The organism is Marinobacterium sp. xm-d-564 (assembly GCF_013283345.1).
Taxonomy (GTDB): Bacteria; Pseudomonadota; Gammaproteobacteria; order Pseudomonadales; family Balneatricaceae; genus Marinobacterium_E.
Map to the genome: position 1 here is coordinate 33,054 of NZ_WBYO01000011.1, position 22,195 is coordinate 55,248.

At 48.6% G+C, this 22,195-nt stretch carries 19 protein-coding genes; 16 read left to right on the forward strand and 3 right to left on the reverse strand.

The genetic code is table 11. The features are described 5' to 3' along the window. The first annotated feature begins 1 nt into the window (after window position 1). The 12 genes from lolA (at window position 2) to XMD564_RS10470 (ending at window position 12,969) form a co-directional block, all read left to right on the forward strand. On the forward strand, window positions 2-637 hold the full coding sequence (gene lolA, locus XMD564_RS10415) for an outer membrane lipoprotein chaperone LolA (protein ID WP_173508296.1): 636 nt from the start codon (window positions 2-4) through the stop codon (window positions 635-637). After that, window positions 634-1,986, forward strand: coding sequence for a replication-associated recombination protein A (locus XMD564_RS10420; RefSeq protein WP_173495491.1), 1,353 nt, complete (start codon window positions 634-636; stop codon window positions 1,984-1,986). The genes lolA and XMD564_RS10420 overlap by 4 nt, the downstream gene beginning before the upstream one ends. Continuing rightward, window positions 1,986-2,357 (forward strand): fluoride efflux transporter CrcB, encoded by a 372-nt coding sequence (gene crcB / locus XMD564_RS10425; RefSeq protein ID WP_173481033.1) that lies wholly within the window; start codon window positions 1,986-1,988, stop codon window positions 2,355-2,357. Before XMD564_RS10420 ends, crcB begins: the two co-directional genes overlap by 1 nt. 22 nt (window positions 2,358-2,379) lie before the next feature. Then, window positions 2,380-3,660, forward strand: coding sequence for a serine--tRNA ligase (gene serS / locus XMD564_RS10430; RefSeq protein WP_173508297.1), 1,281 nt, complete (start codon window positions 2,380-2,382; stop codon window positions 3,658-3,660). 20 nt (window positions 3,661-3,680) lie between these two features. Continuing rightward, window positions 3,681-4,898 (forward strand): FAD-dependent monooxygenase, encoded by a 1,218-nt coding sequence (locus tag XMD564_RS10435; protein WP_173508298.1) that lies wholly within the window; start codon window positions 3,681-3,683, stop codon window positions 4,896-4,898. Between the two features lie 216 nt (window positions 4,899-5,114). Further along, a complete protein-coding gene (locus XMD564_RS10440) occupies window positions 5,115-6,419 on the forward strand; it encodes a Do family serine endopeptidase (RefSeq protein WP_371740271.1) in 1,305 nt (434 codons plus the stop codon). Window positions 6,420-6,510: 91 nt separating this feature from the next. Beyond that, on the forward strand, window positions 6,511-7,053 hold the full coding sequence (locus XMD564_RS10445) for a heme NO-binding domain-containing protein (protein WP_173508300.1): 543 nt from the start codon (window positions 6,511-6,513) through the stop codon (window positions 7,051-7,053). After that, a complete protein-coding gene (locus tag XMD564_RS10450; RefSeq protein ID WP_173508301.1) occupies window positions 7,046-7,999 on the forward strand; it encodes a sensor histidine kinase in 954 nt (317 codons plus the stop codon). The genes XMD564_RS10445 and XMD564_RS10450 overlap by 8 nt, the downstream gene beginning before the upstream one ends. Before the next feature lie 313 nt (window positions 8,000-8,312). Continuing rightward, on the forward strand, window positions 8,313-10,580 hold the full coding sequence (nrdA, locus tag XMD564_RS10455) for a class 1a ribonucleoside-diphosphate reductase subunit alpha (protein WP_173481027.1): 2,268 nt from the start codon (window positions 8,313-8,315) through the stop codon (window positions 10,578-10,580). Between the two features lie 64 nt (window positions 10,581-10,644). Next, a complete protein-coding gene (nrdB, locus tag XMD564_RS10460; protein WP_173483685.1) occupies window positions 10,645-11,775 on the forward strand; it encodes a class Ia ribonucleoside-diphosphate reductase subunit beta in 1,131 nt (376 codons plus the stop codon). Window positions 11,776-11,790: 15 nt separating this feature from the next. After that, window positions 11,791-12,069 carry a class I ribonucleotide reductase maintenance protein YfaE gene (gene yfaE, locus XMD564_RS10465; protein WP_173481025.1) on the forward strand — a complete coding sequence of 93 codons (279 nt, stop codon included), beginning with the start codon at window positions 11,791-11,793 and terminating at the stop codon, window positions 12,067-12,069. 354 nt (window positions 12,070-12,423) lie between these two features. Next, window positions 12,424-12,969, forward strand: coding sequence for a DUF1415 domain-containing protein (locus tag XMD564_RS10470; protein WP_173484008.1), 546 nt, complete (start codon window positions 12,424-12,426; stop codon window positions 12,967-12,969). 297 nt (window positions 12,970-13,266) lie between these two features. Here XMD564_RS10470 and acnB read toward each other — a convergent pair whose 3' ends face one another. Further along, on the reverse strand, window positions 13,267-15,864 hold the full coding sequence (gene acnB, locus XMD564_RS10475) for a bifunctional aconitate hydratase 2/2-methylisocitrate dehydratase (RefSeq protein ID WP_173494466.1): 2,598 nt from the start codon (window positions 15,862-15,864) through the stop codon (window positions 13,267-13,269). A 301-nt stretch (window positions 15,865-16,165) separates the two neighbouring features. On the opposite strand from acnB, the gene XMD564_RS10480 reads away from it, so the two are divergent. After that, window positions 16,166-16,780 carry a tRNA-(ms[2]io[6]A)-hydroxylase gene (locus XMD564_RS10480; RefSeq protein ID WP_371731762.1) on the forward strand — a complete coding sequence of 205 codons (615 nt, stop codon included), beginning with the start codon at window positions 16,166-16,168 and terminating at the stop codon, window positions 16,778-16,780. On the opposite strand, the gene XMD564_RS10485 is transcribed toward XMD564_RS10480, so the two are convergent. Next, complete coding sequence (locus tag XMD564_RS10485; RefSeq protein WP_173489220.1) at window positions 16,777-17,517, reverse strand: UDP-2,3-diacylglucosamine diphosphatase; 741 nt, start codon at window positions 17,515-17,517, stop codon at window positions 16,777-16,779. The two genes, XMD564_RS10480 and XMD564_RS10485, sit on opposite strands and share 4 nt — an antisense overlap. Window positions 17,518-17,519: 2 nt before the next feature. Next, complete coding sequence (locus XMD564_RS10490) at window positions 17,520-18,014, reverse strand: peptidylprolyl isomerase (protein WP_173483688.1); 495 nt, start codon at window positions 18,012-18,014, stop codon at window positions 17,520-17,522. Window positions 18,015-18,144: 130 nt separating this feature from the next. Between XMD564_RS10490 and XMD564_RS10495 the strand changes: the two genes are divergently transcribed. Genes XMD564_RS10495 through cysS form a run of 3 tightly spaced genes read left to right on the forward strand, consistent with a single transcriptional unit; the run spans window position 18,145 to window position 22,113 of the window. Then, window positions 18,145-19,821, forward strand: coding sequence for a glutamine--tRNA ligase/YqeY domain fusion protein (locus XMD564_RS10495; protein ID WP_173481019.1), 1,677 nt, complete (start codon window positions 18,145-18,147; stop codon window positions 19,819-19,821). Continuing rightward, window positions 19,822-20,715 (forward strand): hypothetical protein, encoded by an 894-nt coding sequence (locus XMD564_RS10500; protein ID WP_173508302.1) that lies wholly within the window; start codon window positions 19,822-19,824, stop codon window positions 20,713-20,715. It begins immediately after the preceding gene. A 12-nt stretch (window positions 20,716-20,727) separates the two neighbouring features. After that, window positions 20,728-22,113, forward strand: coding sequence for a cysteine--tRNA ligase (gene cysS / locus XMD564_RS10505; protein ID WP_173508303.1), 1,386 nt, complete (start codon window positions 20,728-20,730; stop codon window positions 22,111-22,113). The last annotated feature ends 82 nt before the right edge of the window (window positions 22,114-22,195 follow it).

The following is a 22,195-nucleotide window of genomic DNA, read 5'->3' on the forward strand; positions in this document are numbered from 1 at the left end:
GATGTTGAGATTCACTAAAACCGCACTGCTCCTTCTATTGTCGCTGCCGATGATGGCCTGGGCCGAAACGGCTGATCAGTTATCAGCACTGCTTCAGTCCCACGCTAGGCTCTCTGCTGCGTTTCAGCAGTACACCCTAGGTGATGATAATTTAAAGTCTGAAAATGCTTCTGGCCGCTTGTGGATTGAAGGGGTTGATCGTTTTCGTTGGGAGACAGAGAGCCCCTTTCCACAAACCATCATCAGTGATGGCCAATGGTTGTGGGTCTATGATCCGGATTTAGAACAGGCGACTCAACGCCCATTGGGCGAGGGCGAAGTGATGACCCCGGCTCGCGTATTGGGTGGTGATGTTGAACAGTTGAATTGCTATTTTAATGTTCAGCAGATTGAGGCCGGCGCCGGAAACAGTCTGTTCGAGTTAACGCCAAAAGAGGAAGGGAGTGCGGAGTTCCAATCCCTGCGCCTACTCTTTAGTGGTGATCTACTTGCCGAACTGTTGATACAAGATGGGCTAGGTCAGCGTTCCCTCATTATGTTGAGTGAACAGAGTTTTCCGGCTGCTTTTGATCAGACGATGTTTCGTTTTGTGCCCCCCACATCGGTTGATGTGATCCTGATGGATCAAAACGGATGAGTGATCTATTCGAAGACGCTCCAGTAACGGCTTATGAGCCGTTAGCGTCTCGCATGCGCCCAAGGTCCCTAGAAGAGTATCGAGGGCAAGAGCACCTCTTTTCTGAGGGCAAGGCGTTGCGTCGCCAACTCGAACAGGGGTCAATCCACTCGCTGATTCTGTGGGGGCCGCCAGGTGTTGGCAAAACGACGTTAGCCAGACTGATTGCACACTATGTAGACGCTGAGTTTATCTCTATCTCTGCTGTTATGGATGGCGTCAAAGAGGTCCGTGCAGCGGTTGAGCGGGCCAAGATGATACGTCAGCAGAGTGGTCGTCAGTCGATCCTCTTTGTTGATGAGGTTCATCGTTTCAATAAATCTCAGCAGGATGCTTTCCTCCCCTATGTTGAGGAGGGGACGCTGATCTTTATTGGCGCCACAACTGAAAACCCCTCGTTTGAATTGAATAATGCCTTGCTGTCGCGCGCCCGTGTCTATCCGTTAAAAGCGTTAACGGCAGAGACTTTAGAGGCGTTACTAGAACAGACCCTCAGTAGCCCAAGAGGCCTTGCAGATCGTGATCTAATTTTTGAGGAAGGGGCTTTGACAGCGCTGGCTCAGGCGGCTGATGGTGATGCACGTCGCGCGTTAAATCTGCTTGAAATCGCTGCGGACCTCTCTGAACCCGTCGAGGGTAAAGAGTACGTGTCGATCGCCGCGCTATCTGATGTGCTCGCTGCTGGTGTGCGCCGCTATGATAAGGGCGGTGATCTCTTTTATGACCAGATTTCAGCCTTTCACAAGTCGGTGAGGGGCTCCAGTTCAGATGGTGCGCTCTACTGGTACTGTCGTATGTTGGATGCGGGTTGCGATCCTCTCTACATTGCGCGCCGCTTAGTCGCCATCGCCTCAGAGGATATCGGTAATGCCGATCCCAGGGCGATGCAGGTGGTGTTGAGTGCTTGGGATGCCTTTGAGCGAGTCGGCCCTGCCGAGGGTGAGCGAGCCATTGCTCAGGCCGCTATCTACTGTGCGTTGGCGCCTAAGAGTAATGCTGTCTATCAGGCGTTTAATCAGTGCTTGGCTGATGTGGCTAAAGATCCAAGTTACGAGGTTCCAGAGCACTTGCGTAACGCGCCGACCCGGTTAATGAAAGAGCAGGGATTTGGTGAAGGGTATCGCTACGCTCACAATGAACCCAACGCCTATGCAGCTGGTGAATCCTACCTGCCACAGGAGATAGCAGATCGCTCCTACTATCATCCTGAAGAGCGTGGTTTAGAGATTAAACTGAGTGAGAAGATGCGCCGCTTACAAGCGGCTGATCAAGCCAGTCCGACTAAGCGTTACCCTAAGGAGAGTAGTTGATGGTCCATCTATTAAGTGTTGCTTTAGGGGGTGCTCTGGGGGCGATGGCTCGTTATTGGTTGAGTGGTTGGCTCAACAGTGCTGATCAAAAGTTACCGGTAGGTACCCTAACGGCTAACGTTGTTGGTTCGTTGTTAATGGGGGTGCTGTTTGTTTTGGTGATGGAGCGAGCTAAATTGCCACCTGAGATGCGCCCGCTGTTAATGACCGGTTTTTTGGGGGCTTTCACCACTTTTTCTACATTTTCGCTGGAAACTGTTACCTTGATTAACGAAGGTCATGTAACGGCAGCCATCTTTTATGTACTATTGTCCGTCGTATTATCAGTCGCAGCACTTTCTGCTGCCATTTGGTTTACTCGACTGCTATAAATTTTGTAAGGATATTTGATCGATGTTAGATCCACGCCAGGTTCGTGAGAACGCAGAGGCTATTGCTGAACAGCTTAAAAAGAAAGGTTACGAGTTCCCTTTAGCGGCATTTAATGCCCTAGAGCAGGAGCGTAAACAGATTCAAGTTGAGACAGAGAACCTTCAGCAGGAGCGTAACACCCGTTCCAAGTCGATCGGCCAAGCAAAAGCACAGGGGCAAGATATCGCACCACTGTTGGCTGAAGTCGGCGAGCTAGGCGCTAAGCTTGATCAATCCAAAGAGAAACTAAACGAAGTACAAGCTAAGTTGGATGATATCCTGCTGAGCACACCGAACCTGCCCGATGACTCTGTACCGGCGGGTGAGAGCGAAGATGATAACGTTGAAGTGCGTGTATGGGGTGAGCCTGGTTCATTCGATTTTGATGTTCAAGATCATGTCTCTCTAGGTGAGGGCTTAGGCGGTCTGGATTTTGAAGTAGCTGCTAAGTTAACGGGCTCTCGTTTTGCGGTGATCAAAGGGCCTCTAGCACGTCTGCACCGAGCGCTGGCGCAGTTTATGCTGGACACTCATATTGAGAAGAACGGATACACCGAGATCAATGTTCCTTTCATGGTCAACAGTGAGTCTCTGCAAGGTACCGGTCAACTGCCTAAGTTTGAGGAAGATCTATTTAAAGTGCCGTTCGGTGAACGTCACTACTACCTGATTCCAACCGCCGAAGTGCCGGTGACTAACCTAGTTCGTGATGAGATTGTCGACGCTGCAACACTGCCGATGGCTTACGCCTGTCACAGTCCATGTTTCCGTTCTGAAGCGGGTTCAGCAGGTCGTGATACACGCGGTATGATTCGCCAACACCAGTTCGAAAAAGTTGAAATGGTTCAAATGGTTAAGCCAGATACTTCGTGGAACGCATTAGAAGAAATGTGTGGGCATGCCGAGGGTATTCTGCAAGCACTGAACCTGCCATATCGTGTGGTAAATCTGTGTGGCGGTGATCTAGGTTTCTCTGCCGCTAAGACCTATGACATCGAGGTTTGGTTACCGGGTCAGGCTAAGTATCGTGAGATCTCATCTGTCTCAAATATGACCGACTACCAAGCGCGTCGTATGCAAGCTCGTTGGAGAAATCCTGAGACAGGTAAACCAGAACTGCTTCACACACTCAACGGTTCGGGTTTGGCTGTCGGTCGTACACTGGTCGCTGTGCTTGAGAACTACCAACAAGCCGATGGCTCCGTAGTTGTTCCTGAAGTACTGAAACCTTACATGGGTGGTACTGAGGTGCTCAGCGCCTAATCGAATCGGGTAGGTTAGAGATGGAAGGTAGATTTGATCTAGTCATCGTTGGCGGCGGCATGGTCGGTGCTGCGGTGGCTCTGTCTCTAGCCGATACCCAACTTAATATCGCTCTACTAGAGCGCTCTCTGCCTGAGGCCTTCAGCGCTGATCAACCTATGGACTTGCGCGTCTCTGCTTTAAGTCCTGCCTCTATCGATCTGTTGGATCAATTAGGTGCTTGGCAGCCCATTCTCTCTTGGCGAGCTTGTCCCTATCAACGCATGCGCGTTTGGGAGATGGATGAAGATGCGCCAGGTCTAGCAGGTCAAGCAGCACGTAATTTAGCAACAGAATTCTCTGCCCAAGAGATCTCAATGTCCGAGCTGGGCTACATAGTTGAGAATCGCCTGGTTCAACGGGCGTTATTAGATCAATTGAGTGGCCAGAGTAATATCAGTTTAATCACTGACGGGGTTGAGCGGATCGACTACTCGGCGGCATCGACCATCATTGAACTCGATTCGGGTAAGTCGTTAATGATTCCTCTGGTGATAGCCGCTGATGGTGGACAGTCAATGGTGCGTGATGCTGCTGCATTAGGTGCGCATCAGTGGGACTACGAGCAGATGGCCATGGTCATTAACGTTGAGACGCTATTGCCGCAACAAGATATCACTTGGCAGCAGTTCCACCCGTCAGGCCCAAGAGCGCTACTGCCTCTGCCAGGATCAAATGCATCCTTGGTTTGGTATGACGCGCCTGAGCGGGTACAGCAGTTGATGTCGATGGAGTTTGATCAACTTAAAACGACCATCGAAGCCAATTTCCCAAATCGATTAGGCGGTATCAAATCGATTCAAGCAAGAGCCAGTTTTCCGCTTCGCAGGTTACATGCCCAGCGCTATGTGGACGAGGGCGTTGCTCTTCTGGGGGATGCTGCACACCAGATCAATCCATTAGCCGGTCAGGGGGTTAATCTCGGGTTTCAGGATGTGGCCGCTTTCTCTGAGGTCATTCATGACGCACTATCGCGAAATGAGTCGATCAGCTCAGTTGATGTACTTAAACGCTACGAACAGAAACGCCGCAACGCTAATCTATTGATGATGCAATCAATGGATCTCTTCTATCGCCTTTTCAGTAATCAGAAAAAGCCCCTCAAATTGGTACGCAATCTAATGCTAGGTATTGCAGGTGCTGCCAAACCCGCACGCGTAAAAGCGCTAAGAATCGCTTCAGGGATTGATCGGTTTTAAACGGTTGGAGCCTTATCGAAGATGAGGCGATTTTCTTCCGATCGCGGCCTTTTCAAGACCGCTCCAACAGTGAGCTAAAACGGGGTCTGACCCCTTTAATCCGTCACCTTCAGCTTGAATTAACATGGATCTGCTCCTATTAATTAACTATATCGATTAAAGGTGTCTGTTATGCGGATTGCGGTTGTTTGGTTTTTTTCTCTATTGATAAGCTCAGTGAGTCAGGCTGGCTTGCCGGTCAGTGACTCGCAGGGGCAATCTTTACCCTCTATTGCTCCTATGTTGGAGAGGGTGAATCCAGCGGTCGTCAACATCTCGACCTTCTCGACCCGACAAATCGTCAATCCACTGTTGAACGATCCCTTTTTTCAACGCTTTTTCAACATTCCCAGAGATGCCTTTCCGCAACAGCGACGCAGTCAGAACAGTGCCGGCTCTGGTGTGATTGTCGATGCCGAGCAGGGTACGATCATTACCAACTATCACGTCATTAAAGGGGCTGACGAGGTTCAGATTGGTCTTACCGATGGGCGCAGTTTTAAAGCCCGTTTGATTGGGGCCGACCCTGAAGTGGACATTGCGGTATTGGATATCGATGCCACGGGATTGAGTGAATTATCGATCCGCGACTCCTCGTCACTCAGAGTCGGTGATTTTGTTGTGGCGATCGGTAACCCCTTTGGGCTTGGGCAGACCATCACAACGGGTGTTGTCAGTGCGTTAGGGCGTTCAGGTTTGGGTATCGAGGGGTATGAAAACTTCATTCAGACCGATGCCTCTATCAACCCCGGCAACTCCGGTGGTGCTCTCGTCGATTTGAATGGAGACCTGGTGGGTATTAATACTGCCATTATTGCGCCAAGCGGAGGAAACGTCGGAATAGGCTTTGCAATCCCCAGTAATATGGCACGACGTGTTGCTGATCAATTGATTGAAGAGGGTCGCGTGACACGTGGCTGGGCAGGGCTTTCGGTACAACCGCTAACCGCTGATTTACGTCAGGCGTTTGGGCTGGATGATCAGCAAAACGGTGTGATCGTTTCCGAGGTGATTAAGAGCTCTCCTGCTGATCGTGCCGGTCTTCAAGTCGGCGACATCATTACCGCACTGGATGGTAGAGCACTGATCTCAGCGGCTACCATTCTTAACGCCGTTGCATTTGCAGGAGAAGGGGATAAACTAAAGCTGGAACTACTGCGCAATGCTGAGCCGCGATCCGCCAAGTTGATAGTCGCCTATCAACAACCTAAATCTGATCCAGAACAGGGGGCTCTTCATCCGTTACTCTCTGGTGCCGTCTTTGAGCCAGTGACCAGTGGCAGAGGGGTTCAGGTCAAAGGTGTTGAACAGGGAAGCCGGGCCGCTCGGGCAGGGTTGGTCGCTGGCGATCTTGTTGTCTCTATCAATCGACGCTCGGTTCGATCCCTAGAGGATCTACAGCGTGAACTCTCTGGCAGTGCCAATCAGTTATTGATTCAACTTCAGCGTGGCCGCTCAATGTTTTATCTGGTCTTAAGATAAATCTGAGATTAGCTAGCAACTTTTCAAAACTGTTCTACACTGAACTCATTAATTACCTAATTGTCATATAGGGCTTAGAGAGAAATCGTTAATGAAAGGTGTAGTGTTTAATATCCTTGAGGATATGGTGGTGGAAAAGGGCGGTGTTGTTCTCTGGCAACAGCTTCTTAACAGGGCCGGCGTTGCGGGTAGCTATATTTCAGTCGATACCTATGAAGATGCCGAACTCTTTAAGATTGTTCATGAAGTCCAACAGGCGCTCGATATTCCCCTAGAGGATGTGATTCGCAGTTTTGGTGATTTCATGTTTGCTAAGCTGGCTGAACGTTACCCTATGTTTGTTGAAGCTGAGGGCGATCTGTTTGGTTTCTTGAAAAGTATCGAGCCGGTGATTCACTTAGAGGTACAAAAACTCTACACAGAGGCTAACCTTCCGACAATTGATTGCGCCAATGGTGACAACAATCGATTGGTAATGAACTATCGTTCGCCGCGAAAACTCTGTATTTTGGCAGAGGGGTTAATCCAGGGGGCGGCCACTTACTATCAAACCCCTATCAAGATTGAGCACCATATCTGTATGCACAGAGAGGCTGACCACTGCGAACTCAGCATAAGTAAAGTGAATGTCTGAAGAGTTAGAGCTATACAAACAAGCGTATGAACGAGAACGTAAAGCGCGCCTTGCAGCAGAGGATGTGCTGGAGACTCGTTCGCGTGAGCTGTTTCTAAAAAACCAGGAGCTCGAAGCCTCTTTGGTTCAGTTAAAAGCGCAGCAAGATGCACTGATTCGATCTGAGAAGTTGGCTACGCTTGGTACGCTTGTCTCTGGCGTGGCACACGAGATTAACAACCCGCTGTCGTTTGTTCACTCTAATGTAGACACCTTGGGTCAGCACAGTGACGCCATTGCTAAACTCTATCCTCTATTGATCGAGTCTCTAGCGGTAGATGAATCTGAACGAGCTGCGTTTGCTGAGCGTGTGTTCAAGTTCCTTGAAGAGGAAGATCTTGAATATTTCACCGATGAATTAGATGAGTTGGTTTCTGATACCAATGACGGTGTCCAGAGGGTGAAGGAGATTGTTCGCAACTTAAGAAGCTTTGCTCGAATGGATGCTCAGGTTAGAACAGAAGCCGATCTTAATGAGGGGATTCGAAGTACCCTTAAATTGATAAACAACCAGATCAGTGCCAACACGCGGGTCAACCTCTCTCTTGAAGAGATTCCCCCAGTGCTCTGTAACCCCGGTGAGATCAATCAGGTCCTTTTAAATATTCTTGTCAATGCAGCACAAGCGCTTGAGGGGCAGCGTGAACCAACCCTAGAGATTTCGTCCAAAGAGAACCAAGGCTGGGTTGAGATATCTATAGCCGATAACGGTAAAGGGATGACCAAAGAGATACAGCAACGTATTTTTGAACCCTTCTACACAACAAAGGATATTGGTAAAGGTACGGGGCTGGGTCTATCCATATCCTATGGCATTATTAGCCACCATCAGGGTGAGCTTTTGGTTGATTCCGCACCAAATAAGGGCACAACTTTCACGCTAAGAGTGCCGATTCACACCCGCTAATCACCGCTTATATAACAACCCATTTTGTTACATAAAAATGTCATATAAATGTGACGAAATTATCTATTTTCTTCTAGCCCGCACCACAGCTGATTCTTCGCCCCTTGCCCAATAAGTCAAGAAATTTTTGACGCATATTTGCTATTGCAAAGTTCGTTTAGATCACTATATTTAGTGTCTGTTGTTTGTCGAATAACTATATATAGTGATTTATGTTAGATAGACAACCACAAGATACAGTGTTGTGTGAAGTAGCGATCAGCACCCTCAGGCAGCACGAGTAATAACACCGACTAAGAAGTGGAATGTCGTTATGCAACAGGGTTTAAAGGTCACAAAACGCGATGGTAGCCAAGAGTCACTGGATCTAGAGAAGATCCACAAAGTTGTAACTTGGGCTGCAACCGGTCTAAAGACTGTATCTGTCTCTCAAGTAGAGCTGAGTGCCAACATGCAATTCTTTGAGGGTATCTCAACATCAGACATCCATGAGACCCTAATCAAAGCGGCTGCCGATCTTATTTCAGAAGAGGCACCTGATTACCAATACCTTGCTGCGCGCCTTGCGATCTTCCACTTACGCAAGAAAGCTTTCGGTGAATTCGAACCACCCCACTTGTTTGCCCATGTCCAAGCTATGGTGAATGACGGTCGTTACGATAAGCACCTTTTAGAAGACTACACTGAAGCGGAATTCAATGAGCTGAACGACTACCTTGCTCATGATCGCGACATGAACTTCAGCTACGCGGCCGTTAAGCAACTAGAGGGTAAATACCTTCTACAAAACCGTGTTACGGGTAAGATTTACGAGAGCCCGCAGCAGCTCTATATGTTGGTAGCTGCTTGTCTCTTCTCTAAATACCCACAAGAGACACGTTTGGGTTATGTGAAACGTTTCTACGATGCCTGTTCTCTGTTTAAACTGTCGCTACCGACGCCGATTATGGCGGGCGTTCGTACACCGACTCGTCAGTTCAGCTCTTGTGTATTGATTGAAACGGGTGACAGTCTGGATTCGATCAACGCGACAGCCTCTTCGATCGTTAAATACGTATCACAGCGAGCGGGTATCGGTATCAACGCCGGTAGTATCCGTGCCCTAGGTAGCCCAATCCGTCAGGGTGAAGCTTTCCATACCGGTTGTATCCCATTCTACAAACACTTCCAAACAGCGGTTAAGAGCTGTTCTCAAGGCGGTGTGCGTGGGGGCGCAGCGACTCTGTTCTACCCAATCTGGCACTTGGAAGTGGAGTCACTATTAGTTCTTAAGAACAACCGTGGTGTCGAAGAGAACCGTGTGCGTCACCTAGATTACGGTGTTCAGATCAACCGAATGATGTACCAGCGTTTGATCAAAGGCGGCAACATCACCTTGTTCAGCCCACACGAAGTGCCTGGCTTGTACGATGCGTTCTTTGCTGACCAAGATGAGTTTGAGCGTCTCTATGAGCAGTACGAACAGGATCCAAATATCCGCAAACAGACGATCAAAGCGGTAGAGCTGTTTGGTATTCTTGCATCCGAGCGTGCATCGACTGGCCGTATCTACATTCAGAACGTGGACCACTGTAATACGCACAGTCCGTTCGATCCTACTGTGGCGCCGGTTAAGCAGTCTAACCTCTGTCTTGAGATTGCGCTGCCAACTAAGCCTTTGAAAGAGGTGAATGATCCGGACGGTGAGATTGCTCTCTGTACACTGTCAGCATTCAACCTTGGCGCACTAGAGAACTTAGATGAGCTTGAAGAGCTGTCAGAGTTGATTGTTCGTGCACTAGACAGTCTGTTGGACTACCAGGATTACCCTGTTCCAGCTGCATACACTGCAACCATGGGTCGTCGTACTCTGGGTGTCGGTGTCACCAACATGGCTTACTACCTAGCTAAGAACTCTGTTCGTTACTCCGATGGCAGTGCTAATGGCCTAGTACACCGTACCTTTGAAGCGATTCAGTACTTCCTGTTGAAGGCATCAAACAACTTGGCAAAAGAGCTCGGTGCCTGTCCTAAATTCAACGAGACCACCTACGCTCAGGGTATTCTGCCAATCGACACCTACAAGCGTGAAGTTGATACCTTCTGCGAAGAGCCATTGAACTACTTCTGGGAGACACTTCGCGAAGATATCCGTGAATTTGGTCTTCGTAACAGCACCCTTACGGCGTTGATGCCCTGTGAGACCTCTTCGCAGATTACGAACTCAACCAACGGCATCGAACCACCACGTGGTTATGTTTCGGTTAAGTCGAGTAAAGATGGTGTGATGAAACAGATCGTACCTGAGTACCTAGAGCTGAAAGATAACTACGAACTCTTGTGGTCAATCCCAGACAACGAAGGCTACCTACAGTTGGTCGGCATCATGCAGAAATTCGTAGACCAATCAATCTCTGCAAACACTAACTATGACCCGGCTAAGTTCCCAGGTGAGAAGGTGCCAATGAAGCAGTTGTTGAAAGATCTTCTAACCGCATACAAGTACGGTGTTAAGACACTTTACTACCACAACACTCGTGACGGTGCTAAAGATCAGCACGATGACATGGGTGGCTGTGAAGGCGGCGCTTGTAAACTTTAAATCTGTAGTTCGCCGCCCAGTACTTCGGGCGGCTGTTTAAACTTTTACGAAGAGGTTAGGGCAGATGTCTTACTCTACATTCAGTACCAGTAATCACGATGCAACTCGCGAACCGATGTTTCTAGGTCGCAGTGTTAACGTTGCACGTTACGACAAACAGAAATACCCAATCTTTGAAAAGCTGATCGAGAAGCAGCTCTCTTTCTTTTGGCGCCCAGAAGAGGTTGATCTAAGTACTGACCGTAAAGACTTCATGGCATTGCCAGAGCATGAACAGCACATCTTCTTGAGCAATCTTAAATACCAAACCCTACTCGATTCAGTGCAGGGTCGGTCGCCAAACGTCGCGTTTTTGCCGATCGTCTCTATCCCTGAGCTTGAGACCTGGTTTGAAACTTGGGCGTTCAGTGAGACCATTCACAGCCGTTCGTACACGCACATCATTCGCAACATTGTCACTGAACCGTCTAAAGTGTTCGATACCATCGTAACGAATCCTGAGATTGTTGAGCGAGCCGAAGCGGTGACGCGTCTTTACGATGAGTTGATAGAGCTAGTGAATGTCTTCACCATTCATGGTGAAGGTAAGCACACAATCGACGGTAATCTGGTCGATGCAACGCTCTACAACATCAAAACGAAACTCTACTTAACGCTGGTATCTGTTAACGTTTTGGAAGCGATCCGTTTCTACGTTAGCTTCGCCTGTTCATTTGCATTTGCAGAGCGTGCAGTTATGGAGGGTAATGCGAAGATTATCCGTCTGATTGCACGTGATGAAGCGCTGCACCTCACCGGCACACAGCACATGATCAACATCATGGCCTCGGGTGCTGATGATCCTGATTTCAAACAGATCGCTATTGAGCAGAAAGAGGAAGTGATCAAACTCTTCCGTGATGCGGCAGAACAAGAGAAATCTTGGGCAGAGTATCTCTTTAGTCAGGGCTCAATGATCGGTCTAAACGCGCGAATTCTGGGTGATTACGTTGAGTACATTACCAACGTTCGAATGAAAGCTTTGGGTCTAGAAGAGATCTTCGAGAACCGCGCTAACCCATTGCCTTGGATGAACTCATGGTTGGTCAGCGATAACGTCCAAGTGGCTCCTCAAGAGTCAGAAATCAGCTCCTACCTGGTCGGTCAAATCGACAACGAAGTAGGGGATGAGGATTTCGAAGGCTTTGACCTTTAATTTGAGGGTTTGACGATGTCGGGTATCCCACGCATCAAAGTCAGCAACCATCACACCTTCTACTACCAGTATGAGTTTTCACTGCTTGATGCATTGGAAGCTCAACAAATACCTGCACCTTACAACTGCCGCGGTGGATACTGTGGATGTTGTAAGGTGCGTCTGTTAGATGGCGAAGTTGAACCTGTTCAGGATGCACTGGTGGACTGTGCAGAAGGAGAGGTTTTAACCTGCTGTTGTCGTCCCAAAGGGCACATAGAGATCGAAATTCCAGACGCCGAACAGCCCCTCTAAATCCGCACCAAAATGAGACAAAATAATTTTTGTTCACAGTGCAAGTTTTTTATAAGAAAAAAGTAAAAAAATATTTTAAAAAAATTATAAAATCCTGTTGAATAATTTAAGTTATTGAATTTTAAGGATATATTTTTACCGGTTCAAAATTGAACCAATTTGCTGAACGCCCCAGTTCATCGGTAGTAGCGCACTTCTTCCAAACATTATTCACCAAGTTATCCACAGATTCTGTGAGTAATAAAAACGGTGAAAAAAACACTTTTTGGTCTTGACAGGGAGAGATCAAAATACTGTCTTACTTCGCCCTTGGGTATAATTAACTAACCACTAATTTTCGACGAGTATTGGTAAATGACTGATTTTGAAAATGAAGTAATCAAATCGACCCAGCATTGGGTGGATAAAATGGTCGTCGGGCTAAATCTCTGCCCCTTTGCCAAGAAAAGCATCGATCAAAATCAGTTACGCTATCTTGTCTACACCGGTGACGACATTGAGTCGATTACTCAGCTGCTGGTCGAAGAGCTAGAGCGACTAGTGAACGATAAGAGTATCGAAACGACCCTATTGATCCACCCCAACTTTACGAAAGACTTTGATGCCTACTTAGATTATCTGGCCGGTGTCGATGAACTGATCGACGCACTGGGTTATTCGGGCGTTTTCCAAGTGGCTGGCTTCCACCCAGATTATCAGTTTGACGGTGTCGCAGAGATCGACCCTGCAAACCATACCAATCGATCCCCTTATCCCATGATGCATCTGCTTCGCGAAGCGAGCGTCGCCTGGGCCGTCGAGACACACCCTGACATCGATTCGGTGCCGGAACGTAATGTGGAGCTGTTGCGGGAGATGGGAGAGAAGGGGATTCAAGAGTTGATCTCTGGAAAACGCTGATAGGGCGGATTTCAGGCTGAAGCCAGACACCGGAGAATTAACCAAGCTACGGAGTGACGGTGACTGGCTTTCAGCCTCTCATCCGCTATCTTAATTTCGCGGTTTGTCGCTGTGCGCCAATTCGCTCCTACAATTTCCCGGTTTGTCGCTGCGCGCCAATTCGCTCCTACAATTTAATGCTCCGTTTGTAGGAGCGAATTACCACGAAGTGGTAAACCGCGAAACAACCGCAGAGCGGTTCGTTATTAAACAAAAAAACCCGGCAAAAGCCGGGTTTTTTAAGCGTTAATCAACCGATTACGCTTGAACCGTTGGAATCACAGAAGAGGCTTTCTCTACGTAGTTTTCCATCTGATCGAAGTTTAGGTAACGGTAGATGTCACCTGCCATGCTGTCGATCTTCTGAGCGTAGCTCATGTACTCTTCAACCGTTGGCAGCTTGCCCTCTAGAGCAGCAACTGACGCTAGTTCAGCAGAGGCTAGGAAGACATCGGCGCCATCACCTAGACGGTTAGGGAAGTTACGAGTCGAAGTAGAGACTACAGTCGATTTCGCAGCAACACGTGCTTGGTTACCCATACAGAGTGAACATCCAGGCATCTCCATGCGAGCACCGGCTTTACCGAAGATGTTGTAGTAACCTTCGTCACTTAGCTGAGCCGCATCCATCTTCGTTGGTGGAGCGATCCACATACGCGTTGGGATAGAGGCACCTGATGCTTCAAGCAGTTTACCTGCAGCACGGAAGTGACCGATGTTAGTCATACAAGAACCGATGAATACTTCATCGATCTTCTCGCCCTGTACTGTTGAAAGTAGGCGAGCATCGTCTGGATCGTTTGGAGCACAAAGGATTGGCTCTTTGATGTCCGCTAGATCGATTTCGATGACACAAGCGTATTCTGCGTCAGAATCAGCACGCATTAGGCTTGGGTTAGCTAGCCACTCTTCCATGCCTTTGATACGACGTTCGATAGTACGCGCATCACCGTAGCCTTCAGCGATCATCCACTTAAGCATGACGATGTTCGACTTCAAGTATTCTGCGACTGAATCTTCACCTAGAGTGATAGTACAGCCTGCTGCAGAACGCTCTGCAGATGCGTCAGATAGTTCGAATGCCTGTTCAACTGTTAGCTCTTCAAGACCTTCGATCTCAAGAACGCGACCAGAGAAGATGTTCTTCTTACCCGCTTTAGCAACCGTTAGGTGACCCTCTTTGATTGCGTAGTAAGGGATCGCGTGTACAAGGTCACGTAGCGTGATGCCAGGGTTACGTTTGCCTTTGAAACGAACCAATACTGACTCAGGCATATCCAGAGGCATAACGCCTGTAGCCGCAGCGAATGCAACTAGACCAGAACCTGCAGGGAAAGAGATACCGAGTGGGAAACGAGTGTGCGAGTCGCCACCAGTACCCACAGTGTCAGGAAGAAGCATGCGGTTCAACCAAGAGTGGATAACACCGTCACCTGGGCGAAGCGATACACCGCCACGGTTCATGATGAAGTCAGGAAGCGTGTGGTGAGTGTTAACGTCTACTGGTTTAGGGTAAGCCGCTGTGTGACAGAATGACTGCATAGTAAGATCAGCAGAGAAACCAAGACAGGCAAGATCCTTAAGCTCGTCACGCGTCATTGGACCAGTGGTATCCTGTGAACCAACCGTTGTCATCTTAGGCTCGCAGTACATGCCTGGACGAACACCGTCCATGCCGCATGCTTTACCAACCATCTTCTGAGCTAGAGTGTAACCTTTGCCAGAGTCAGCAGGTTGTTGTGGCTTACGGAACAGATCCGTTTGACCTAGACCGAGTGCTTCACGTGCTTTATCCGTTAGACCACGACCGATGATCAGTGGGATACGACCGCCTGCACGAACTTCGTCTAGAAGAACCTGAGTTTTCAGACCGAATTCACAGATCACTTCATCAGTGCCGTGCTTACATACTTTACCTTCGTATGGGTAAACGTCGATCACGTCGCCCATGTTTAGGTCGTCAACTGGCATCTCGATCGGTAGTGCGCCAGCATCTTCCATTGTGTTGTAGAAGATAGGAGCGATTTTGCCGCCGAAACAGTAGCCGCCAGCACGTTTGTTAGGCACGTTCGGGATATCATCACCGAAGAACCATAGAACTGAGTTCGTTGCAGACTTACGAGAAGAGCCAGTACCAACAACGTCACCCACGTAAGCAACTGGGAAGCCTTTTGCTTTAACTTCTTCGATCTGAGCTAGAGGACCTTTAACACCAGGTACTTCTGGGTTAATGCCTTCACGTTCCATCTTAAGCATCGCGTTAGCGTGCAGTGGAATGTCAGGGCGTGACCATGCATCTGGAGCAGGGGATAGGTCGTCAGTGTTTGTTTCGCCAGGTACTTTGAATACAGTCACTGTGATTTTTTCAGCAACTTCAGGCTTGCTTGTGAACCACTCAGCGTTAGCCCAAGACTCCATCACCTGTTTAGCTGATGCGTTACCTGCATCCATCTTCTCTTTAACGTCGTGGAACGCATCGAACATAAGAAGTGTGTGTGATAGGCCTTTAACAGCAGCAGGTGCTAGTTCAGCGTCATCTAGGCTCTTGATCATTGGCTCAATGTTGTAACCACCAAGCATTGTGCCAAGAAGCTCAACCGCAGCAACTTTGCTGATTAGAGGAGATGAAGCTTCACCGTTAGCGATCGCCGCCAAGAAACCTGCTTTCACGTAAGCAGCTTGGTCAACACCGGCAGGAACACGGTTAGTTAAAAGGTCTAGAAGAAACTCTTCTTCGCCTGCTGGTGGGTTTTTAAGTAGCTCAACCAGTGCGCTGGTTTGATCAGCGTCTAGTGGCTTTGGCGGTACGCCTTCTGCGGCACGTTCTTCAACGTGTTTACGGTAAGCTTCAAGCACGATATGGCCCTCATTAATGGCTACACCTAACACCCTTGTGAGGCGAAAGGAGGATATCTTCCCGATATCAATGGTTATTAAAAAAACGCCACTATTCTACAGGAGTCGCCATTCTCTGTTAATCACCCAAAGGCCAAAAGGCCTTTATACTTTGGGCTTGTAACCGGCTGTTTATAGAACCTTTTCTTATTGTTTTACAAAGAAAAAGTATATCGCTGCAGCGCAACATATCTAAGAGGCTACCGGACGCGTGCGCTGATCGTTATAATTCGCACCACCCAACGATTATATGGAGAGAGACGTGGACGCGTTAACCGAGATTCAAAGCTTTTTAGGATGCCAGACACCGGATCAGTGGATCCAAGTCGCCAAAGATCCTAAGCATCAATCTCTGCTACTGACCGACCACGCTCACTGTGAGAAGAAAGCGGCCTCTACGGCCATGACACTGATGTTTCGATACGTCGATCGTCCAGAACTTCTCAATAAGATGTCACGACTCGCTCGGGAGGAGTTGATCCATTTCGAACAGGTGTTGGGTCTGATGGACAGGCGTGGCTTTAAATATGGCAACCTATCTGCGTCGCGTTACGCCAGTGGTCTGCATGAGTTGGTTCGACGTGAAGAGCCGGGTCGATTGATCGATACGTTGATTGTCGGTGCGTTTATTGAGGCGCGCTCCTGTGAGCGCTTCGCTGCATTGGCCCCATACCTTGATGAAGAGTTGGCCAAGTTCTATCGCTCACTGCTGCGCTCTGAGGGCCGTCACTATCAGGACTATCTAAAACTGGCTGAAGATTATGCGGGTGAGCCGATTACCGATCGGATTGAACTTTTCCGCCAGAGAGAGCAAGAGTTAGTGGAGTCAGAAGATGATATGTTCCGCTTTCATTCGGGTAAGCCTACACTCAATTAAGTGAAATCTTCTGGGGGTTCAAACTTAGAGAGTGTGAACTCCTTTTTGTGACTCAGAAGATAATACCCGCTTGAGCTCCAGTCACCCAAAACAACTCTGGTTAGCGAATCATTACCATTGATATTGGTATGAATGCTGGGTCTATGAGTGTGTCCATGGATCAGTATCTGACACTCTTCTTTTGTAAGTAATTCTTCGCAAAATCCAAAATTTACATCCATGATGTAATCTTCTTTGTTGCTGTTTTGCTGTTGGCTTTCATCGCGAATTTGGCGTGCAATGGCGAGGCGTTCCTCAATACTTTTCGCTAGAAAGCCTTGCTGCCAGTTTGGGTCTCTCACCTGGTTTCGAAAGGCCTGGTAGGCGGCATCATCAATGCAGAGTTCATCGCCGTGCATCAGTAGGGCGGTGCCGCGTTTGGGTAGCTCAATCTTGATCTGTTCAGGTAGTAGTTCGGCTGACAGTTTACTTGCACTTTTCTTGCCTAACAGGAAGTCACGGTTGCCGTGCATGAGATAGATGCTCGTACCCGTTCGGCTTAAGGCTTCGAAGTAGGGTTGAATCTCTTTGAGAACAGGGTCGGCAAAATCGTCACCAATCCAGGCTTCAAAAATATCACCCAGTAGGTAGAGTTCATCGCTAGAAGGCGCGATATGTGAGAGGAAGTAACGAAGCGCCCGAGTGATCTCGGGTCGCTCCGCTTGCAGGTGAAGGTCTGAAATGAATAGACGTTTCAAGATTAAGCCTGAACTTCAGCCTTCTCAATGATGACATCGTCAACCGGTACGTCTTGGTGACCCACTTTCATAGTAGTAGGTACCAGTTTGATTTTGTCGACTACCTCTTGGCCCTCAACAACTTTACCAAATACCGCGTAGCCCCAGCCTTGCGTGTTCTTGCCAGAGTGATCAAGGAAGGCGTTATCCGCTACGTTGATGAAGAACTGAGCAGAGGCTGAGTGTGGGTCCATTGTGCGTGCCATTGCAACGGTGTACATCTCGTTGCTTAGACCGTTATCGGCTTCGTTCTCAATCGGTTCGCGAGTTTTTTTCTGGTGCATGCCTGGCTCAAAACCACCGCCTTGAATCATGAAGTTGCTGATGACGCGGTGGAAAATCACACCGTCGTAAAAACCCTCTTTAACGTACTGTTCGAAGTTCGCCGCAGTTTTTGGAGCCTTGTCAAAATCGAGTTCAATTTTGATTTCGCCGAAGTTGGTCGTAAGAACGATCATCAGTTTTTCCCTTTAAGTTGAAATTTGTGCGAAGTATATCAGATCAAATAGAGGTTTCGCCCTGTATTGACGTGTTCGGATGGCATATAATTCCGCGCTTATTATTTTACAGTCACGTCAAAGTTGAATTATGAGTAAAAACGAAGCGGTTACCGTTACCAATTTCATTCATCAGATCGTTGAAAAGGATCTAGAGCAGGGCACGCATCAGGGTAAGGTTGTTACCCGTTTCCCACCAGAGCCCAATGGTTTTCTTCACATTGGTCATGCCAAATCGATCTGTCTGAACTTTGGTACGGCTGAGAAGTACCAAGGTGTCTGTAACCTTCGTTTTGATGACACCAACCCAGAGAAAGAGTCACAAGAGTACATCGATGCAATCACGCGCGATGTTGAGTGGTTGGGTTACAAATGGAATGGTGACATCCGCTACACCTCAAACTACTTCGATCAACTCTATGCTTGGGCGGTTCACCTGATTCAAGAGGGCAAAGCCTTTGTCTGTGAGCTGAATGGCGAAGAGATGCGTCAGTACCGCGGTAATTTGACCGAGCCGGGCAAAAACAGCCCGTTCCGTGATCGCTCACCTGAAGAGAACCTAGCGCTGTTTGAAAAGATGCGTGATGGTGGCTTCGAAGAGGGTGAAGCGGCGTTGCGTGCCAAGATTGATATGGCATCGCCTAACATGAACATGCGTGATCCGGTTATCTACCGTATCCGCAAAGCACATCACCACCAGACGGGTGATAAGTGGTGTATCTATCCGAGCTACGACTTCGCACATGGTCAATCGGATGCGATTGAAGAGATTACACACTCGATCTGTACGCTAGAGTTTGAAGATCACCGTCCACTATACGACTGGTTTGTTGCCAATCTGCCAGTACCGGCATCACCCCGTCAGTATGAATTTGCACGTCTCAATCTGAACTACACCATCACCTCTAAGCGCAAGCTGAAACAGCTTGTCGATGAGCAGCACGTTTCAGGCTGGGATGATCCGCGTATGCCAACCATCTCTGGTTTGCGTCGTCGCGGTTATACACCCGATTCAATTCGTAATTTCTGTGACATGATCGGCGTGACACGCTCTAACTCAACGGTCGACATGGGTATGCTGGAAGCGGCTATTCGTGAAGATCTAGACGCTAAATCGCCTCGTGCTATGTGTGTGACCGATCCTATAAAACTGACCATTACCAACTACGAAGAGGGTAAAGAGGAGTGGTTTGAGGTGCCTGTACACCCTAAAGATGAGTCGATGGGTGTACGTCGTATTCCGTTTACTAAGAACCTTCTGATTGAGCGCGAAGATTTTGCGATGGAAGCGCCTAAGAAGTGGAAACGTTTGGCACCAGGGTTTGCCGTACGTCTGCGTGGCGCTTTCTGTGTCACCTGTGAAGAGGTGATCACCAATGAGCAGGGTGAAGTAACCGAATTATTAGTGACCTATGATCCGGCGACTAAAGGTGAAAACCCAATCGACTACAAACCCAAGGGTGTCATTCATTGGGTCAGTGCAGACAACTCAATTCCTTGTGAAGTGCGTCTCTACGATCGACTATTTACTGAAGCGAATCCAGATGGGGATAAAGAGCGCGATTTCTTGGAGTTCATCAATCCAGAGTCTCTATCGGTATTCCCCAATGCACGTGTAGAGGTTGGTATGGCTAATGCGGCAATCGAGAGCCGTTATCAGTTTGAGCGACAGGGTTTCTTTGCGGTTGATCCAGACAGTAACTCAGATCGCTTAGTCTTTAACCGCACTGTGGGTCTTCGTGACTCTTGGGCGAAAATGGCGAAATAGATGCGCTGGATCTCTCTGGCTCTTCCACTGCTGATCTTGATCGGTTGTTCATCGTCACCGGTGAATCGAGCGCAGTGGTCAGAGCTGAGATTGATGCCAACATCGATTCGCTCCTTAGGCGAAAATTTGCCAGAAGGCTCTGGTTTGGCGCTTCACAATCAGACCCTATGGTCCATTAATGATGGCGGTAATGATCCCATCCTTTATGGGTTTGATTTAACGGATGACTCAGCCACAAAGGTGGAAAAGGTTACCCTAAGGAATGCGGCTAATCTTGATTGGGAGTCACTGATTACCACCAGTGAGGCGCTGGTCATTGCTGATTGCGGAAATAATCGCGGTGATCGTATCTGGTTTCAGTTCCACTCAATCAGTTGGGATCAGCTAGAGGAGAGCCAAGGCTTGGTGGATGCCAATACCATTAATGTGAAATTGGCTGATGTCACGCCAGCGGTAGAGCGCCAGGATCACAATCGTGACTGTGAAGCAGTCACAGAGGTTGACGGTAACTACTGGCTCTTTACTAAGAATTGGCGAGATCAAAAGAGTCGGCTCTATATAGTCGATCCAAACTCTGATCAACAGTCGGTAAGTTCGCACCAGAGTTTTGATGTGGCCGGTTTAATTACCGGTGTTGATTATGACGCAAAGAGTCGTCGTTTAGCGCTTATAGGTTATGGCAGTGGCTTTGCCGTCACCCAGCCCTTCATCTGGATAGTTCCAGTGTATCAGGGAGAGGCAGAGTTTGATCAGGCGGTGCGCTACTCACTGGCGAAGATGGGGCAGTGGGAAGCGATTCACTGGTACCAAGGTCATTTATTGATTTCACGCGAAACCAGTCCGCTGGGTGGCGCGTTGTTGGCAGAGGTTAAGCTGCCAACTCAAATGCATTAATACGGATAGAGTATGTTTCAACTATACAACACACTTTCAAAATCAAAGCAGCCCTTCACTCCGATTGAAGCGGGTAAAATTCGCATGTATGTCTGCGGGGTGACCGTCTACGATCTGTGTCATATAGGTCATGCGCGAGTCATGGTCTCGTTTGATGTGATCACTCGTTACCTGCGGGCGCGTGGATGGGAGGTTGAGTATGTTCGAAACATCACCGATGTCGATGACAAGATTCTAAAGCGCGCAGCTGAGAACGGTGAGACTCCTGATCAGCTGACTCAGCGTATGATCGCGGCGATGCATGAAGATGAGGCTTCGCTAAGCGTACTGCGTCCTGATCAAGAGCCGCGTGCAACCCATCACATTCAAGACATTATCGACATGGTCCAAGCCCTTATCGACAAAGGTTTTGCCTATGCAGCGGCCAACGGTGATGTCTACTACCGTGTTGAGAAGTTTGAGACATATGGACGCCTAACCAATAAGGTGATTGACGAGCTTCGTTCAGGTGCCCGTGTCGAGGTTGAGGCAGCAAAAGAGAGTCCACTCGACTTCGTACTTTGGAAAGCGGCTAAACCAGGTGAGACCAGTTGGGAGTCGCCTTGGGGAGCTGGCCGTCCAGGTTGGCACATTGAGTGTTCAGCAATGTCTAAATGCTGTCTAGGTGAAACCTTTGATATTCACGGTGGCGGACCTGATCTTCCGTTCCCGCACCATGAAAATGAGATTGCTCAGTCGGAAGCTGCTAATGGCAAGACCTATGTAAACTATTGGATGCATGCTGGCCCTGTGCGAGTGAATAAAGAGAAGATGTCCAAGTCGTTGGGTAACTTCTTTACGATTCGTGAAGTGCTTAAAGAGCATAATCCAGAGGTGGTTCGCTACTTCTTATCGAGTGTGCATTACCGCTCTTCGATCGATTACTCGCTGGATAGCCTTAAAGAGGCCCGTTCGGCACTGGATCGTTTCTATCAAGCACTCGACGGGGTAGAGATACCTGAAGTCGAGATCGCCTCAAACGACTACAGCGATCGATTCTTTGCCGCGATGGATGATGACTTTAATACCCCAATGGCGTTTGCCGTGCTGTTTGAGATGGCCAGTGAGCTAAACCGCCTGAAAGGTAAAGATGAGGCAGCGGCTTCACAATTGGCAGGTCAGATTAAGGCGCTTGCCGGAGTTGTCGGTCTATTGCAGCAAAACCCTAAAGATTTTCTACAGCAGGGCGGTGCCGGAGAGATCAGTGGCGATGAAGTGGAAGCGTTGATCGTTGAGCGTAAAGAGGCGAGAGCGAACAAAGACTTTGCCCGCTCTGATGAAATTCGTGATCAATTGGCTGCAGCGGGAGTCATCCTTAAAGATGGTCCAGAGGGTACGACCTGGTATCGGGAAGGGTAGTTGCCTTTGAGAGCGGATGACAGGCTGAAAGCCAGTCACCGCCACTCCTGATCGCGGTCTGCCTTAGAGGCAGAGCGCTCCT